The sequence below is a fragment of the Pseudomonas sp. HD57-3 genome (assembly GCF_056113135.1).
The window spans coordinates 758,158-774,922 of the sequence record NZ_CM148568.1 but is presented as its reverse complement, the minus strand read 5'-3'; the positions used below and the strand labels follow the sequence as shown (position 1 = coordinate 774,922).

At 59.3% G+C, this 16,765-nt stretch carries 12 protein-coding genes; 8 read left to right on the top strand and 4 right to left on the bottom strand.

Annotation, left to right across the window (positions count from 1 at the left end):
• The first annotated feature begins 196 nt into the window (after nt 1-196).
• The 5 genes from aceE (at nt 197) to msrA (ending at nt 10,200) form a co-directional block, all read left to right on the top strand.
• Complete coding sequence (gene aceE, locus AC0R79_RS03450) at nt 197-2,842, top strand: pyruvate dehydrogenase (acetyl-transferring), homodimeric type (protein WP_007952295.1); 2,646 nt, start codon at nt 197-199, stop codon at nt 2,840-2,842.
• Nucleotides 2,843-2,853: 11 nt separating this feature from the next.
• Nucleotides 2,854-4,818: a dihydrolipoyllysine-residue acetyltransferase gene (gene aceF, locus AC0R79_RS03445; protein WP_474733206.1), complete on the top strand. Its 1,965-nt coding sequence runs from the start codon at nt 2,854-2,856 to the stop codon at nt 4,816-4,818.
• A 278-nt stretch (nt 4,819-5,096) separates the two neighbouring features.
• The gene (locus tag AC0R79_RS03440) at nt 5,097-6,494 is read left to right on the top strand and encodes an alkaline phosphatase D family protein (protein WP_474733204.1); all 1,398 of its coding nucleotides are present in this window, start codon (nt 5,097-5,099) and stop codon (nt 6,492-6,494) included.
• Between the two features lie 238 nt (nt 6,495-6,732).
• On the top strand, nt 6,733-9,429 hold the full coding sequence (locus tag AC0R79_RS03435; protein ID WP_474733202.1) for a putative bifunctional diguanylate cyclase/phosphodiesterase: 2,697 nt from the start codon (nt 6,733-6,735) through the stop codon (nt 9,427-9,429).
• A gap of 105 nt (nt 9,430-9,534) precedes the next feature.
• Nucleotides 9,535-10,200, top strand: coding sequence for a peptide-methionine (S)-S-oxide reductase MsrA (gene msrA, locus AC0R79_RS03430; RefSeq protein ID WP_375745057.1), 666 nt, complete (start codon nt 9,535-9,537; stop codon nt 10,198-10,200).
• A 158-nt stretch (nt 10,201-10,358) separates the two neighbouring features.
• Here msrA and AC0R79_RS03425 read toward each other — a convergent pair whose 3' ends face one another.
• Nucleotides 10,359-11,198, bottom strand: coding sequence for a 23S rRNA (adenine(2030)-N(6))-methyltransferase RlmJ (locus tag AC0R79_RS03425; RefSeq protein WP_007952304.1), 840 nt, complete (start codon nt 11,196-11,198; stop codon nt 10,359-10,361).
• Nucleotides 11,199-11,430: 232 nt separating this feature from the next.
• Here AC0R79_RS03425 and AC0R79_RS03420 point away from each other — a divergent pair, with 232 nt between their 5' ends.
• The 3 genes from AC0R79_RS03420 to AC0R79_RS03410 are packed head-to-tail and all read left to right on the top strand — an operon-like array spanning nt 11,431 to nt 13,000.
• The gene (locus AC0R79_RS03420; RefSeq protein ID WP_127796711.1) at nt 11,431-12,015 is read left to right on the top strand and encodes a PAAR domain-containing protein; all 585 of its coding nucleotides are present in this window, start codon (nt 11,431-11,433) and stop codon (nt 12,013-12,015) included.
• Nucleotides 12,015-12,587 carry a type VI secretion system amidase effector protein Tae4 gene (locus AC0R79_RS03415; protein ID WP_127796710.1) on the top strand — a complete coding sequence of 191 codons (573 nt, stop codon included), beginning with the start codon at nt 12,015-12,017 and terminating at the stop codon, nt 12,585-12,587. The genes AC0R79_RS03420 and AC0R79_RS03415 overlap by 1 nt, the downstream gene beginning before the upstream one ends.
• Entirely contained in the window at nt 12,584-13,000 is a 417-nt protein-coding gene (locus AC0R79_RS03410) for a hypothetical protein (protein WP_127796709.1), read from the top strand. Before AC0R79_RS03415 ends, AC0R79_RS03410 begins: the two co-directional genes overlap by 4 nt.
• Before the next feature lie 221 nt (nt 13,001-13,221).
• Here AC0R79_RS03410 and AC0R79_RS03405 read toward each other — a convergent pair whose 3' ends face one another.
• From AC0R79_RS03405 to AC0R79_RS03395, 3 genes are all read right to left on the bottom strand, one after another.
• Nucleotides 13,222-13,542 carry a hypothetical protein gene (locus AC0R79_RS03405; RefSeq protein WP_474733198.1) on the bottom strand — a complete coding sequence of 107 codons (321 nt, stop codon included), beginning with the start codon at nt 13,540-13,542 and terminating at the stop codon, nt 13,222-13,224.
• 330 nt (nt 13,543-13,872) lie between these two features.
• Nucleotides 13,873-14,580 (bottom strand): DUF4123 domain-containing protein, encoded by a 708-nt coding sequence (locus tag AC0R79_RS03400; RefSeq protein ID WP_474733196.1) that lies wholly within the window; start codon nt 14,578-14,580, stop codon nt 13,873-13,875.
• Entirely contained in the window at nt 14,570-16,585 is a 2,016-nt protein-coding gene (locus tag AC0R79_RS03395; protein WP_474733194.1) for a type VI secretion system Vgr family protein, read from the bottom strand. Before AC0R79_RS03395 ends, AC0R79_RS03400 begins: the two co-directional genes overlap by 11 nt.
• Nucleotides 16,586-16,765: the final 180 nt, after the last annotated feature.

Sequence of the window (16,765 nt, the reverse complement as noted above, 5' to 3'; positions counted from 1 at the left end):
GGCCACAAGCCTTTCATCTGTAGTTTTACTACTCGTCTATACATTCGAAAGGCTGAAATGCCGGATGATTTGTAGTAAAACTACACGCCGCCGGAACAACCTGTCGGCAATCCAAGAATTTTAAATCGTCTGCCCACAAGGCCAGTCGCAAACTCAGGCAACCGATTCTGGAAGCCTTTCCGCCCTGGAGCAAGCCATGCAAGACCTCGATCCCGTCGAAACCCAGGAATGGCTGGACGCCCTGGAATCGGTTCTCGACAAAGAAGGCGAAGACCGTGCTCACTATCTGATGACCCGTATGGGTGAACTGGCGACCCGCAGCGGTTCGCAGCTCCCTTACGCCATCACCACGCCTTACCGCAACACGATCCCCGTTACCCACGAAGCACGCATGCCTGGCGACCTGTTCATGGAACGCCGCATTCGCTCGCTGGTACGCTGGAACGCGATGGCCATGGTAATGCGTACGAACCTGAAAGATTCTGACCTGGGTGGTCACATCTCCAGCTTCGCTTCCAGTGCGACCCTGTACGACATCGGCTTCAACTACTTCTTCCAGGCCCCGACCGACGAACACGGCGGCGACCTGATCTACTTCCAGGGCCACACCTCGCCAGGCGTTTACGCCCGTGCATTCATGGAAGGCCGCATCACCGAAGACCAGATGAACAACTTCCGCCAGGAAGTCGACGGTCAGGGCCTGTCGTCCTACCCGCACCCTTGGCTGATGCCTGACTTCTGGCAGTTCCCGACCGTTTCGATGGGTCTGGGCCCGATCCAGGCGATCTACCAGGCTCGCTTCATGAAGTACCTGGAACACCGCGGTTTCATCCAGCCAGGCAAACAGAAAGTCTGGTGCTTCCTGGGCGACGGCGAGTGTGACGAGCCGGAATCCCTGGGCGCCATCTCCCTGGCCGGCCGCGAGAAGCTGGACAACCTGATCTTCGTCATCAACTGCAACCTGCAGCGCCTCGACGGCCCGGTTCGCGGCAACGGCAAGATCATCCAGGAACTCGAAGGCGTATTCCGCGGTGCTCAGTGGAACGTGACCAAAGTCATCTGGGGCCGTTTCTGGGACCCACTGCTGGCCAAAGACGTCGACGGCATCCTGCAACGTCGCATGGACGAAGTCATCGACGGCGAGTACCAGAACTACAAAGCCAAAGACGGCGCGTTCGTGCGTGAACACTTCTTCAACACGCCTGAACTCAAGGCGATGGTTGCTGATCTGTCCGACGACGAGATCTGGAAACTCAACCGTGGCGGCCACGACCCGTACAAGGTCTACGCGGCGTACCACGAAGCGGTCAACCACAAAGAACAACCGACCGTCATCCTGGCCAAGACCATCAAGGGTTACGGTACCGGTGCAGGCGAAGCGAAGAACACCGCGCACAACACCAAGAAAGTCGACGTCGACAGCCTGAAGCTGTTCCGCGACCGCTTCGACATTCCGGTGAAAGACGAAGAGCTGGAAAACCTGCCGTTCTTCAAGCCGGAGCCAAACAGCGCCGAAGCCCGTTACCTGGCCGAGCGTCGCTCTGCACTGGGCGGTTTCGTGCCTCAGCGTCGCGCACAAAGCTTCAGCGTACCGACTCCGGATCTGGACACCCTCAAGGCAATCCTCGACGGTTCCGGCGACCGTGAAATTTCCACCACCATGGCGTTCGTGCGGATCCTCGCGCAACTGGTCAAGGACAAGGAAATCGGCCCGCGCATCGTTCCGATCATTCCGGACGAAGCCCGTACCTTCGGTATGGAAGGCATGTTCCGTCAGCTGGGCATCTACTCGTCCGTCGGCCAGCTCTACGAGCCAGTCGATAAAGACCAGGTGATGTTCTACAAGGAAGACCAGAAAGGTCAGATCCTTGAAGAAGGCATCAACGAAGCAGGCGCCATGAGCTCTTTCATCGCTGCCGGTACTTCGTACTCCAGCCACAACCAGCCAATGCTGCCGTTCTACATCTTCTACTCGATGTTCGGCTTCCAGCGTATCGGCGATCTGGCATGGGCCGCTGGCGACAGCCGCACCCGTGGCTTCCTGATCGGCGGCACCGCCGGCCGTACCACCCTGAACGGTGAAGGCCTGCAGCACGAAGACGGTCACAGCCACCTGCTGGCTGCCACCATCCCGAACTGCCGCACCTACGATCCGACCTACGGCTACGAGCTGGCGGTGATCATTCAGGACGGCATGAAGAAGATGACCGAAGAGCAACAGGACATCTTCTATTACATCACCGTGATGAACGAGTCCTACCAGCAGCCAGCCATGCCGGCCGGTGCCGAAGAAGGCATCAAGAAAGGCATGTACCTGCTGGAAGAAGACACCCGCGATGCGGCGCACCACGTACAGCTGATGGGCTCCGGCACCATCCTGCGTGAAGTCCGTGAAGCGGCGAAGATCCTGCGTGAAGAGTTCAACATCGGCGCCGATGTCTGGAGCGTCACCAGCTTCAACGAACTGCGTCGCGACGGCCTGGCCGTAGAGCGCAGCAACCGTCTGAAACCTGGCCAGAAGCCTCAGCGCAGCTACGTCGAAGAATGCCTGAGCGGCCGTAAGGGTCCGGTCATCGCCTCTACCGACTACATGAAACTGTTCGCCGAGCAGATCCGTCAGTGGGTACCGTCCAAGGAATTCAAAGTCCTGGGCACCGACGGTTTCGGCCGCAGCGACAGCCGCAAGAAACTGCGTCATTTCTTCGAAGTCGACCGTCATTTCGTGGTGTTGGCAGCCCTGGAAGCACTGGCTGACCGTGGTGATATCGAACCTAAAGTCGTGGCCGAGGCCATTACCAAGTTCGGCATCGACCCGGAAAAACGCAACCCACTGGACTGCTGAGGAGAAACTCTGTGAGCGAACTCATTCGCGTACCTGACATCGGCAGCGGTGAAGGTGAAGTAATCGAACTGTTTGTGAAGGTCGGCGACCGTATCGAAGCCGACCAGAGCATCCTGACTCTGGAATCGGACAAGGCCAGCATGGAAGTGCCGGCCCCGAAAGCCGGCGTCATCAAGAGCCTGAAAGTGAAGCTGGGCGATCGCCTGAAAGAAGGCGACGAACTGCTGGAGCTGGAAGTCGAGGGCGCCGCGCAAGCGGCCCCTGCTCCGGCTGCTGCTCCTGCCGCCAAGGCCGAAGCTGCACCGGCTGCCGCTCCTGCACCGGCTGCTCCAGCTGCTGCCCCTGCTGCCGCTTCGGTTCAGCAAGTGCACGTGCCGGACATCGGTTCGTCGGGCAAGGCCCAGATCATCGAGATCCAGGTCAAGGTCGGCGACACCGTCGAGGCTGATCAGTCGCTGATCACCCTGGAATCCGACAAGGCGAGCATGGAAATCCCGTCGCCTGCCGCTGGCGTGGTCAAGGCCATCAGCGTCAAGTTGAACGACGAAGTCGGCACTGGCGATCTGATCCTGGATCTGGAAGTGGCGGGTGCTGCGGCCCCTGCTGCGGCCGCTCCGGCCCAGGCTGCTGCTCCAGCCGCTGCCGCTGCTCCGGCGCCTGCCGCTGCTCCGGCCGCACCGGTTGCCGACAGCGTTCAGGACATCCACGTTCCGGACATCGGCTCGGCCGGCAAGGCCAAGATCATCGAAGTGCTGGTCAAGGCTGGCGACAGCGTTGAAGCCGACCAGTCGCTGATCACTCTGGAATCCGACAAGGCGAGCATGGAAATCCCGTCGCCTGCCGCTGGCGTGGTGGAAAGCGTTTCCATCAAGCTGGACGACGAAGTCGGCACCGGCGACCTGATCCTCAAGCTGAAAGTCAAAGGCGCCGCTCCGGCTGCTGCCCCGGCTCCAGCTGCCGCTGCTGCTCCGAGCGCTCCGGCACCAGCCGCTGCTGCTCCGGCTGCCGCTGCACCTGCTGCTGCCGCTCCGGTTACTGCGCCAGCCAAGCCTGGTGCGAAAGTTCACGCCGGCCCTGCCGTGCGTCAACTGGCTCGCGAGTTCGGCGTCGAGCTGAGCGCTGTCGGCGCCAGCGGTCCGCACGGTCGCATCCTCAAAGAAGACGTGCAGGTTTACGTCAAAGCCATGATGCAGAAGGCCAAGGAAGCACCGGCCGCTGCTGCTGGCGCAACCGGTGGCGCGGGCATCCCGCCGATTCCGGTCGTCGACTTCAGCCGTTTCGGCGAAATCGAAGAAGTGCCAATGACCCGTCTGATGCAGGTCGGCGCCGCCAACCTGCATCGCAGCTGGCTGAACGTGCCGCACGTAACGCAATTCGACTCGGCCGATATCACCGAGCTGGAAGCGTTCCGCACCGCACAGAAAGCTGTCGCAGAGAAGGCCGGCGTCAAGCTGACCATCCTGCCGCTGCTGCTCAAGTCCTGCGCACACCTGCTCAAGGAACTGCCGGACTTCAACAGCTCGCTGGCACCAAGCGGCAAGGCGATCATCCGCAAGAAATACGTGAACATCGGCTTCGCCGTCGACACCCCGGATGGCCTGCTCGTACCGGTCATCAAGAACGTCGACCAGAAGAGCCTGCTGCAACTGGCCGCCGAGGCCGCTTCCCTGGCTGAAAAAGCCCGGACCAAGAAGCTCTCGTCGGACGAGATGCAAGGCGCCTGCTTCACCATTTCCAGCCTCGGCCACATTGGCGGTACCGGCTTCACGCCGATCGTCAACGCGCCGGAAGTGGCGATCCTCGGTGTTTCCAAGGCAAACATCCAGCCAGTCTGGGACGGCAAAGCCTTCCAGCCGAAACTGATGCTGCCTCTGTCGCTGTCCTACGATCACCGCGTGATCAACGGCGCCGCTGCTGCACGCTTCACCAAGCGTCTGAGCGACCTGCTGGCGGACATCCGCACCATCCTGCTGTAAAGCGCTCGGCCCTCCGGCAACGGAGGGCCGACCGTGTTCCACGTTTTCGAGCGCCACACGCTCGTACCTCAACCCCGTCAGTTTGGCGGGGCTTTTTTTTGCCTGAAATAACTGTCGCCTGCACTTTTCCCACAACTTGCGCTGATATAGGCCACGACTTTAGTCCACTTCAAATCGATATTTTTCAGCGACAGGCAACTAACCTTGGCGCATCAAAGTTGCACCGACAAGCCAGGCAACTTTATCAATCACCAACACTTATTCGAATGGATTCGAACATGCTGAAACCTACTGTCGGCCCGATCGTTGGCCACACAACAACTAATCAGGCGCGAATTTTCATTCGTGGCGGACTGCAACATAACGCTGCCGTATTTGCCGGCATCCGTTACCGGATACTGGATTCGAAACAATGGCAGACGGGCCAGTTTGTAAAACTGGATTCAACCCGCGACATGACTGAAGTGCTGGTGCTCGATCATTTGCAAGCCGACACCGAGTACGAATACCAGACCGGCTGGTTCAGCCCGATGAGTCCCGTCCACACTATCCACAGCGTGGCGGAGCTGCCGCTGCAATGGCCACGGGAGATCTATCGCCTGCGCACCCGCAGCAGCCAGCTTTTACAGCCGCGCGCCTACATCCTTGGTTCCTGTCGCTACCTGCGCATGACCTCCGGCATCCCGGTGCTCCCGCACCTGGGCGACCGGATCTTCGCGTCCATCAGCCAGTTGATCGAAGGCGCACAACCGGCGATCAGCGCCATCATGATGTGTGGCGATCAGATCTACGCGGACGATTTGAACCTGTTCGCCCCGGATCGCGACTATGACGATTTCATTGCAAAGTACCGTGCAGCGTTTTCCCTGCCCAATATCCGACGACTGATGTCGGAGACTTCGACTTACATGATTCTTGATGATCATGAAATAGAAGATAACTGGCCCATGAACACCCACGAGTCCGATGAAACACTGTTTAGCAATGCGATGACGGCTTACGAACTCTATCAAGCCAGTCATAGCCCTGCTTATTCATCAACAACTAACGGCACAATCGACCGCACTTCACTGAAGCACTACTGGTATCAATTCAGCGACGGCGATATCGAATGGTTTGTGACGGACAGTCGAACTCGCCGCGACTTGTCGAACGACAACCGTCGCATCCTCGATGAACAACAGGAACAGGCCTTGTGCACGTGGCTGGTCGAAAGCACGGCACGGGTCAAGTTCGTGGTCACCAGCGTCATGTTCTACCCCGACCGCAAAATGAACGGCGATGATGCCTGGGCGGGCTTCCCCGAACAGCGCCTGCGCTTGCTGGAAACCATTCGCCAACATCGGCTCAGAAACGTCGTGTTCATTTCCGGCGATGTGCATGGTTCGCTGACCAGTCGCCTGACTCACAGCGAAGACCCGGACTTTGAAGTACACACCGTCGTGTCTTCGCCGCTGAGCAACAGCAAACTGCTGCCCTACGCCACCGAAGCAACTTTCACGCTCGACCAGCCGCTGGCGCAGACCGAGGCAGGCGCGTACCAGCATGAACTGACCAGCCAGGTCATCAGCCAGGACAACTTCGCGCACATGGTGGTCGAGGCCGGGCGGATCCAGGTCAACTATCACGACCGGGATGGCAAGCACCTGCAATCCATCGATATTCCGTTGCGATGAATCCAGCGGCACGAACGTTCCGGATGCTGAAAGGCTCTGGAACGGCCGCCTCCGCGCTTAATAGCATTAGTTTCCGGCAAGTGCTGGAGAAATGTTCACTGCAGCCGACATATTCTTATAGCACTTGGCCTTCATGTCTCTTGTCAGTCGGTGCCGCAATGATGCAACCTTGCCGCAGGCAACAGTAAAGAGGGCGAGAGCCCGGCGCGTTCAGCAAATTTCCAAGCGAGTTCCCTTCATGAAGAGCCAACCCGATGCCGCCAGCCGTATGGTGGCCGAGGTAGTGACGCAGTTGCCTGTGCCCTCGCGGCTCGGCATGCTGCGTTTCGAGCGCCTGAATGAAGCCAGCTGGGCGATGCTGTTTCTCGATCCCAATTGTGAACGCCAGTTCGGCCAGCCCGCCGTCGAACTCTGCGCCCTGGTCGGCTCGCCCTACGCCAGCCTGATGGAGCCCGAAGCGCGCTATCAGCTGCACGACGCGATCCAGCAACAACTCGGCGACAGCCCGCATTATCTGGTGCGCTACACCCTGCACACCGCCGCCGGCGCGCTGAGCATTCTTGAACTCGGCGAAGCCTACAGACAGCACAACCGCCACTTGCTGCGCGGTTACCTGCTGGCGGTCGACAACGTGTTCGACGAAGCACCGACGCTGCCGTCAGTCGACCTGGAAACCCAGAATTCACGCCTGCAAATCGCCCTTGAGCTCAATCAGCGTGCCCAGCAGGAACAACTGCAGCATCTGGAGCGGGTGCGCGCCCAGCAGGACCTGATCCTGCTGCTGGCCCGCCAGCGCTACAGCAGCCAGAACTCCCTGCAAGAAGCCGCCGAACTGATTACCCGTTGCGCCTGCGATATCTATGAAATCGACTGCGCCAGCCTGTGGAATCTCGAAGGCCAGAAACTGGTGCCGATCTCGGCGTACCACCGCGCCACCCAGGAATACATCCTGCCGGACGTGATCGACGTCAGCGGCTTCCCCGATTACATGGAAGCCCTGCACGGCAGCCGCGCCATCGACGCGCACAATGCGATGCGCGACCCGCGTACCCGGGAAATGGCCGAAGCCCTGCGCCCGCGTGACGTCAACGCCATGCTCGACGCCAGCATCCGCGTCGACGGCCAGGTGGTCGGCGTGTTGTGCCTGGAGCAGACCGGCGTCACCCGCGCCTGGCAGTCCGACGAAATCGCCTTTGCCGGTGAACTGGCCGACCAGTTCGCCCAGGTCATCAACAATCACAACCGCCGCACCGCCACCAGCGCCCTGCACCTGTTCCAGCGCGCGGTCGAGCAAAGCGCCAACGCCTTTTTGCTGGTCAACTGCGACGGCGTGGTCGAGTACGTCAACCCGAGCTTCACCGCGATCACCCAGTACACCACCGAGGAAGTCCACGGCCAGCGCCTGTCGGAACTGCCGGCCCTGGAAAACCTCAGCGAGCTGCTGTTCGACGCGCCCTCGGCGCTGGCCAAGAGCAACAGCTGGCAGGGCGAGTTCAAGAGCCGCCGCAAGAACCTCGAACCCTACTGGGGTCAGTTGTCGATCTCCAAGGTCTACGGTGACAACCGTGAGCTGACGCATTACATCGGCATCTACGAAGACATCACCCAGACCAAACTGGCGCAGCAGCGCATCGAGCGCCTGGCGTACACCGACAACCTGACCAACCTCGGCAACCGGCCTGCATTTATCCGCAACCTGGATGAACGCTTCGCCCGAGATAGCGATACCCCGATCAGCCTGCTGCTGGTGGACATCGACAACTTCAAACGGATCAACGACAGCCTCGGCCACCAGACCGGCGACAAACTGTTGATCAGCCTGGCCCGGCGTCTGCGCAACAGCCTGAGCCCGAGCGGCAGCCTGGCGCGGTTCGCCAGTAATGAATTCGCGGTGCTGCTCGACAACACCGACCTCGAAGCCGGCCAACAGATCGCCAGCCAGCTGCTGATGACTCTCGACAAACCGATGTTCGTCGACAACCAGTTGATCAGCGTCACCGGCTCCGTGGGCCTGGCCTGCGCGCCGCTGCACGGCCGCGACCCGCAGACTTTGATGCGCAACGCCGGCCTCGCCCTGCACAAGGCCAAGGCCAACGGCAAACATCAGGTCCAGGTGTTCACCGAAGCGCTGAACGCCGAGGCCAGCTACAAACTGTTCGTCGAGAACAACTTGCGACGCGCCCTGACCCAGAACGAACTTGATGTGTTCTACCAGCCGAAGCTGTGCCTGCGCAGCGGTCGCCTGCTCGGCATGGAAGCATTGCTGCGCTGGAACCACCCGGAGCGCGGCATGATCCGCCCGGACCAATTCATCAGCGTCGCCGAGGAAACCGGCCTGATCATTCCGATCGGCAAGTGGATCGCCCGCCAGGCCTGCCGCATGAGCAAGGCGCTGACCGCGGCCGGCATGGGCAATCTGCAAGTGGCGATCAACCTGTCGCCCAAGCAGTTCTCCGACCCGGATCTGGTGGCCTCGATCGCCAACATCCTCAAGGAAGAAGCGCTGCCGGCCAATCTGCTGGAACTGGAACTGACCGAAGGCCTGCTGCTGGAAGCCACCGAAGACACCCACTTGCAGCTCGACCAGCTCAAGCGCCTGGGCCTGACCCTGGCCATGGACGACTTCGGTACCGGTTACTCGTCGCTCAGCTACCTGAAAAAATTCCCGATCGACATCATCAAGATCGATCGCAGCTTCATCCATGAAATCCCGGACAACCAGGACGACATGGAAATCACCTCCGCCGTGATCGCCATGGCCCACAACCTGAAACTCAAGGTCGTGGCCGAAGGCATCGAGACCGCCGAGCAGCTGGCGTTCCTGCGCCGGCATCGCTGCGACGTCGGCCAGGGCTACCTGTTCGACCGGCCGATTCCGGGCGCCGAGCTGATCCAGGCGCTCAAGCGCTACCCGCGCGGCCCGCTCTGCCTGTAAACCCCAAGACAGTATCCGCACATTTTGCCTAGTGATTAACCGGGCATCATTGGGCACACTGGCGGTCAGACTTTTTACATCCCATCCTGACTGAGAGGAACGATCATGGTTCTGCGCTCGGAAATTCTGGTGAACAAAAACGTGCTACCGACAAAAGAACAAGCTCTGCCTGGCCGCGAAACCGCAATGACCCTGCCTGAAAAGCACTTCGTGTTCGAAGAAACGCCGCTGCTCGGCCCGTTTTTCGAAGACGTCGACTTTGCGATCTTCGGCCTGGGGTGCTTCTGGGGTGCGGAACGCCGCTTCTGGCAGCGCGAAGGCGTGGTCAGCACCGTGGTCGGTTACGCCGGCGGCTACACGCCGAACCCGACCTACGAAGAAGTCTGCTCGGGCCTGACCGGCCACGCTGAAGTGGTGCTGGTGGTGTATGACAAGGCCAAGGTCAGCTACGAAGAGCTGCTGGCGATGTTCTGGGAATTGCACAACCCGACGCAGGGCATGCGCCAGGGCAATGACATCGGCACTCAGTACCGCTCGGTGATCTACGCGACCCATCCGGAGCAACTGGATGCGGCGCTGAAGAGCAAGGCTGTCTATCAGGCTGAGCTGTCGAAGGCGGGTCTGGGTGAAATCAGCACCGAGATTGAACAGGCCCCGACCGTTTACTTCGCCGAGACCTATCACCAGCAGTATCTGGCGAAAAATCCGGAAGGCTACTGCGGGATTGGCGGCACGGGTGTTTGCATGCCACCAAGCCTGGCGGGTAACTGACCGCGTCGTCTGACCGCGACCACTGATCGTTCCCACGCTCCGCGTGGGAATGCAGCCCGGGACGCTCCGCGTCCCAACAGCGGACGCAGAGCGTCCATTGAGGCATTCCCACGCGGACGGTTCGACGCCTCGACGTGGGAACGATCATTGACGGTTGATCAGCTCTCGGCGATCAACCAATCCATCTGCCACCCACCCTGGGTTTGCCCAAGCTTTTTGGACAACCACGGCAGCAGCTCACGCAATTCTTCCTCCAGCCCCCACGGCGGATTGGCAATCGCCAGGCCCGAGCCGTTCAGGCTGTTCGGCGTGTCCAGCGGATGCACCAGCAGCTCGACCCGCAGCAACTTCGGCGCACCGGTGCCGGCCAGATCCTGATAGAAACGACGCAGCGCACGCTGATCCTTCACCGGATACCAGATCGCCGCCACGGTCTGACGCATCCGGCCGATGGCCTCTTTCATCGACGCCGCACAACGCTGCATTTCATCGAGCTGTTCAAACGGCGGATCAATCAGCATCACCGCGCGTTTCTCCTGCACCGGCAACATCGCGCGGGCGACATGCCAGCCCTCACCCAGATGCACTTTTACCCGACGATCACCGGCCATGTTGTCCTTGAGCAGGACGCCGTCTTCTGGGTGCTTCTCGTTGAGCATCACCCGATCCTGCGGTCGGGTCAGACGCCGCGCCAGCTCGGGCGACCCCGGGTAATAGCGCAACTGGCCATCCGGGTTCATCTCGTGCAGCACTTTCATATAGTCCGCGGTCAGCGCGGGCAGATCCGGCTGATCCCACAACCGCGCGATGCCTTCCAGGTACTCGCCGGTACGATTCGCCTGATCGCCCTGCAGGTCATACAGACCGATGCCGGCGTGGCTGTCGAGATAGGCAAACGGCTGCTCCTTGCGCGACATCAGGGCGATGAGGCGGGTCAAGGTCAGGTGTTTGAACACATCGGCGTGATTGCCGGCATGGAAGGCGTGACGATAATTCATGGCTGCTCCTGCGAGGGCCGTGAAGTTTACCTTTTACCGGGCGGCAAGTCAGGGGTTGAGGGCTGAGTGGGTGGTCTTGCTGTCGGGTACATCCGTGAGAGCCCCCTGAGGTAGATGGGATCTAAGGCAAAAGCAACATCAAGAAACAACTCGCCATAGATACTCTTCATCTCTTGAACAAAGGGAATGCGAAGATCGATCGCACTTAAAACCTGTAAAGAGGGACATTTACATGGGAAGAAAGGTGATCGGAATCGGCGCTCCGACCTCAACCGGTGGCGCAGTGCTGGAAGGGAACGCCGGAATCAACATTGATTACGCCGTAAGCACATCCTCCATCGGCCACATGGCCAGCTGTCCGGCATGCAGTGCAGGCAAAGGCCCTATTGTGGCAGTCGGCCCTCGAACAGTTACATTACCCGCCGGACCGGTCGCACTCGAAGGTGATTACATCGCCTGCGGCTGTCCACCAAAATCCAACACGCTCTTGTTCGGTCAATCGTCTGTTTATGGTGGCGGTGAACATAGTGCTGCGAGCTTCTCTGCGATAAGCAGCCTTATTCCAAAGCCCAAAACCATACAACGAATAACCTTCTCGTACGGGGAAAGCCAAACTCCCGTGGACTCTGTGTCGCGTTTCTATACCGACCTCAATATTCACGTAAAAACATCCGGCTATTCACCCGGTGAAACGGTAACTGTCACGATCAGTGGCGCGACAGAAAAGACGTTGTCGGGCACTGTCGGAGCGAAAGGAATCGCGATCATCCCGAATGCTTTTCAAGGGGAAGCATTTGATATGGAAGGAGAGATCTAATGGCCCAGGTCAATATCAGTTCAGGCGGCGTGAGCTCCAACATCGTCGTCAAAAGGCCAAAATTCAGCACGCTGTGGACTGCCTACGCAGAGGTCGGCCTTAAAAGCTCAATAGATGTTTATGCGCTTGTCGGGGGCAATGTCGAGGCTGCCAGAGCAGAAAAACCGGACGCCTATGCAAACGCCTGTGCTTTGAGGATAAGCAGAGGGTTCAACTACGGCGGTTACAAAATCCCGAAAGGAACGATCATTCCCAGCAAATCCATCTATCGTCTGGCCGGCGCTGATCAGCTCCCCTACATCATGAAAGTCGCGGACTTTCTGGCTTTCCTGAAACACAATTGGGGGGCTCCCGATCACGAGTTGACGCTGAGCAACGCAGACTTCATCAATGGCAAGAAGGGCGTCATTATCATGGAGATCACGGGATGGAGCGATGCGACGGGCCATGCGACTTTATGGAATGGTAGCGCCACTGGAGACAACAGCGACTACCATCGTCCCGATAGCCATACCTATGACCGGCCAGACGTAAAGCTGGAAAAAATCAACTTCTGGGAGTTAAAGGGATGAAATTCCAGCTACTCGTCGCAATAGGCATTCTGGGTATTTCCGGAAGCGCCCTTTCAGGTGAGGCTGCAGTAAACAGTGCAAGAGTCTCACTGAAGAATTACGGTCTCGCCAACTGCATATCGAATCAATTCAAGTCTGAGTCCGACATAAAATCGGATCTTGGACTCGCTATTGGCGCCTACTCGGCCATGGGTAAGGGGCAACACGTGATACTGCAGAATGAAGATACGCTGGAGGTCACGCATGATCCGTATGCTGAGACTGAGAAATACATGGCAGGTGCATACCTCAAAACGTCCTCAACCAGTAAACAGACTGGTAAAAACATAGTGTTCTATTCTTGTCTGGAAATTTATAACTCCCCAGAGTTTGACGCTTTCATCAAGTCGCAGGATCAGTATCTGCAAAACTGAAATCTTCTCGCCTGACTAAATGATCCTTTCAAACCGATGCTGGAAGAATCTCTGGAAAGGGCTGAGAGTGAGGTCTTGCTAATGATCGTTCCCACGCTCCGCGTGGGAATACCTACAGGGACGCTCCGCGTTCCAGGCGTCCACCGCAGTTGTGGCTGATACCCCATGTGACGCTGAGCGTCACGGGCTGCATTCCCACGCAGAGCGTGGGAACGATCGAGTCAGGACGGTATGGCGTGTAGGCGCTTGCCAATCACATCCAAGACATCGCAGCCGTCACGCAATGGAATAACGCAGAGCTGGGCGAAGTCGCTGAGGATGACCGAGTCGCACTCGACCGAGCCGCGCATGCACATGTTTTCAAGGACCTGGATCACGGCGCGGATGCGGTAGTTGGCGGCGTCCATCAGGATGTCGAGCGGGGCGTGGGTGTCGATGAACAGGGTGGGCATGTCGTTGCAGTTGCTGGTCAGCGCCATGAGGCGGTTGTCGGGGTGGGGGGTGAAGGGTTCGTAGGGTGGATCGGGATGCAGATTTTTCATTTGTAACCTCCATGAGTGTGAATGCGGGCCACCGCCGCACCCTCCTACAGGTAGGGTGGCAGCCATACGCAGGAGTAGGAGAACCGAGCACTCATGGACCTCGGCCACGCCGAAGCGTGTCCTGCGCATAGCCGCCGCGAACGATGTTACGGACACGATTCAAGTGCCGCAAACAAACGACAAAGCCGTTGCACCATGAGGAAGGGGCTCCTACGCCCCGTCACCGATTTGCGGTGACAGCCAAAAGACTAACCTCACACCTCATCACCCACCAGTTCACGCAAACCGCCGCAACTCGCAGGAAACGTCCGAAGTCTTTGCCCGGAAATTTCACTCTGACTCGTCCCGCAAGTAGTCCAGCAATGCCGAAGCCGACGATTCGTCCGACGCCGAAACTTCGAAAAACCTGACAACCTTGCAGCGCAAGACATCGGTAGGGAATGCTTCGAACAACGCCGGTTGCTCCTCGCTCAACCACTGCAAGGCATTCTTGATCCGGGCATCACCGCCGAATTGCGCAAGCAGCTTTTGCGGCACCGACCACCAAGGAAACTCCCGCCCCGAGCCCCTCGCCCTGCCCCCGATCTCGACGGCCTGACCGTTGATCAAGCCTCGCGTGAGAACCGGCAGCAATTGCCCGGCATCCACCTCGGACGATTCAAGGATCGGCAACAAAAACCGCCCATCCCAAAACCGGAAGAACACCGCTTTCCCGTCCGGCATCAGCACCTGGGTCAAACTGCGAAAGTGCTCGACCACCGCCTCAAACCCTGCCGAAGAAACCGCCAGCCAACCCCAGTCACGAGACTCCGTGGTCGCCACCCAATCCAGAAACTCACTGCCTACGTCGACGATTCCCACGTAGGGCATCACCGCATCCCACTCGGCATAGATCGTTTCCGCCCAGACCGGTTTCGGCATCTGCGCTTTCAGCGGCCAAGCCTTCAGCGGATCCACCGCACTGGCGCTACTGAAAATCGCGAACACCTGCTCCGACGGCTTCAGCGGCACATCCTTCAACCATTGATCAGGCTGCACAGACACCGTCCTTGCAGCGCTCGCATTCTTCGCAGAACGGTGCGTCTCCTTTAAGGCTCATGATTTGCGCGGCAGTCAGAATCGCTGCCGGTGCCGCCACCAGTTTCTCCGGCAACCCCGGCACTGTCGGCGCAGCGCTCATCGCCGCCATCGGCGCGCCACCCACCACAATTGGCACGCTGCTGAAGATCCCGCCGGGGCCGATGTTGATCCACTGCCCGCCCGCCTGAATCGTCGCGCTCGCCCCGCCGTCGATCACCACTTGCTGGCCTGCGCTGACGTGGAATTGAGCACTGGCGTTGATCGCCTGATTGCTCACGCGGATGTGTCGGTCGCCGGTCACCGTGAGGTGGTCGTCCTGCTTCACTTCGGTCTGACGCTGACCGTGGGTGATGCGCTGCTCATCGGCCTTCAATTCATGCTTGGCGAGACCAGTCACGACAACACTGCGCTGGTTATCCACCTGTACCTGTTGATCATTCAGTACATGCTGCGTCCAGTTTCGCTGGGCACGCAGGTAGATTTCCTCGGCGCCTTTGCGATCCTCGATGCGCAATTCGTTGTAGCCCCCGCCGCCGGGACTGCTCTGGCTGCGGAAAATACTGCGGGTCTTGTCGGCCGGCAGATCCAAAGGCACGGGCGTCGCGGCGTTCGGCAGGCAACCCATGACCAGCGGTTTGTCGGCATCGGAATCGATAAACCCCACCAGCACTTCCATGCCGACCCGTGGTATCAGCACGCTGCCGTAACGGTCGTGAGCCCAGCCGCTGGCGACCCGCAGCCAGCAGCTGGAATGCTCGTTGAGTTCGCCGTCGCGATCCCAGGCCATTTGCACCTTGACCCGACCGTACTCGTCGCAATGGATTTCACTGTCTTTGGGGCCGGTGACCACGGCGGGTTGATAGCCGAGCATCCGTGGTTTTTCCGGGCCCATCGGCGGGCGGAAGAACACGTCCCACGGCGTGGCGAGAAAGGTATTACGGTAACCCTGGAATTCATCACCGTCGCTGGTCACCGATTCCTCCAGCACTTGCGGCTGTCGGCCATGGTGCTCGAGAGAGGTCAGCAACCAGAGATCATTCAAATCCTGGCGCGGATGCTCGGCCAGTTGCAGGAAATGTCCGCTGACCAAAGCAGATTGATCGCTGCGCCCCTCGGCCTGACGGTAGTCGGCGACATGCCGCTCAAGGGTGCGCTGGGCCAGTTGCTTGCCGGTTTCGCGCTCGGTGAACTGGCCGGGAAAGTGGTAATCCTCCAGCACCGGGCGCTGTTCGCTTTCGGCGCGACTTTGCAGCGCCAGCCGGGGTTTGCTGAAGTCGTAATCACGTCGGGTGACCACGCTGGTGCGGGTTTCCACCCGAACGGTGAAGCGCTTGATCGCCGGTGCCGCCGCAGCCATGCCGCTGCCCGGCAGGTACAGCGTCGGCTCGGCCAGACGCGGGAACACCGTTTGATCGTCACCGAACACCAACAGATGCCCGTCCGGGCTGTGCTGAAAGTGGAAGTGAATGCCGACTTCGGCACACAGCCGCTGGATGAACGCCAGATCGCTCTCGGCGTACTGCACGCAGTATTCACGCGGCGGGTAATCGCTGCCGAGGCGAAATTCGAAGGCGTCGCGCAGGATCGCGTGATCCTTGAGGATCTGCGTCACGATCTGCGGAACGCTTTGGTGCTGGAAAATTCGCTGGTTGATCCGATGACCAAGGTAGGCCAGACGCGGAACGAGGCTGACGTGATAGCGAGTCAGACGCTTGCCGGAATCCCCCTGCCCGACCCGATAGATCTGACCGTGGATACCGGAACCGTCTTCATCAAAACTCAGAAACGCCTGACAGTGCAGCAGGCTTTCCAGATCCAGATCCGGCCGTTCACTGACCAGCTCCAGGTCAAAGCGGAAGGGTTGGCTGATGGCTTCCTTGCCCGTGAACTCAAGGACTTTGAGGTCAAACTGGGCGCCTTCGACGGTCAACGTGAAACGCGGTTGATTGGCAGGCGCGAACATCCGATGTCTCTCTGCAGATTGAGGGCGGGCGATTCTGCATGAGGGGCAAGGGGTGCAGGATGGGTGACTGAAAAATCAGATTTTCCCTACTTGAAACTTCGATCTCCCCTTCAAGAATTGGCGCATTCGACTACATACTTTGCCTTCAGAAAAATCGCAGGCAATAAAAAACGGCCCGCT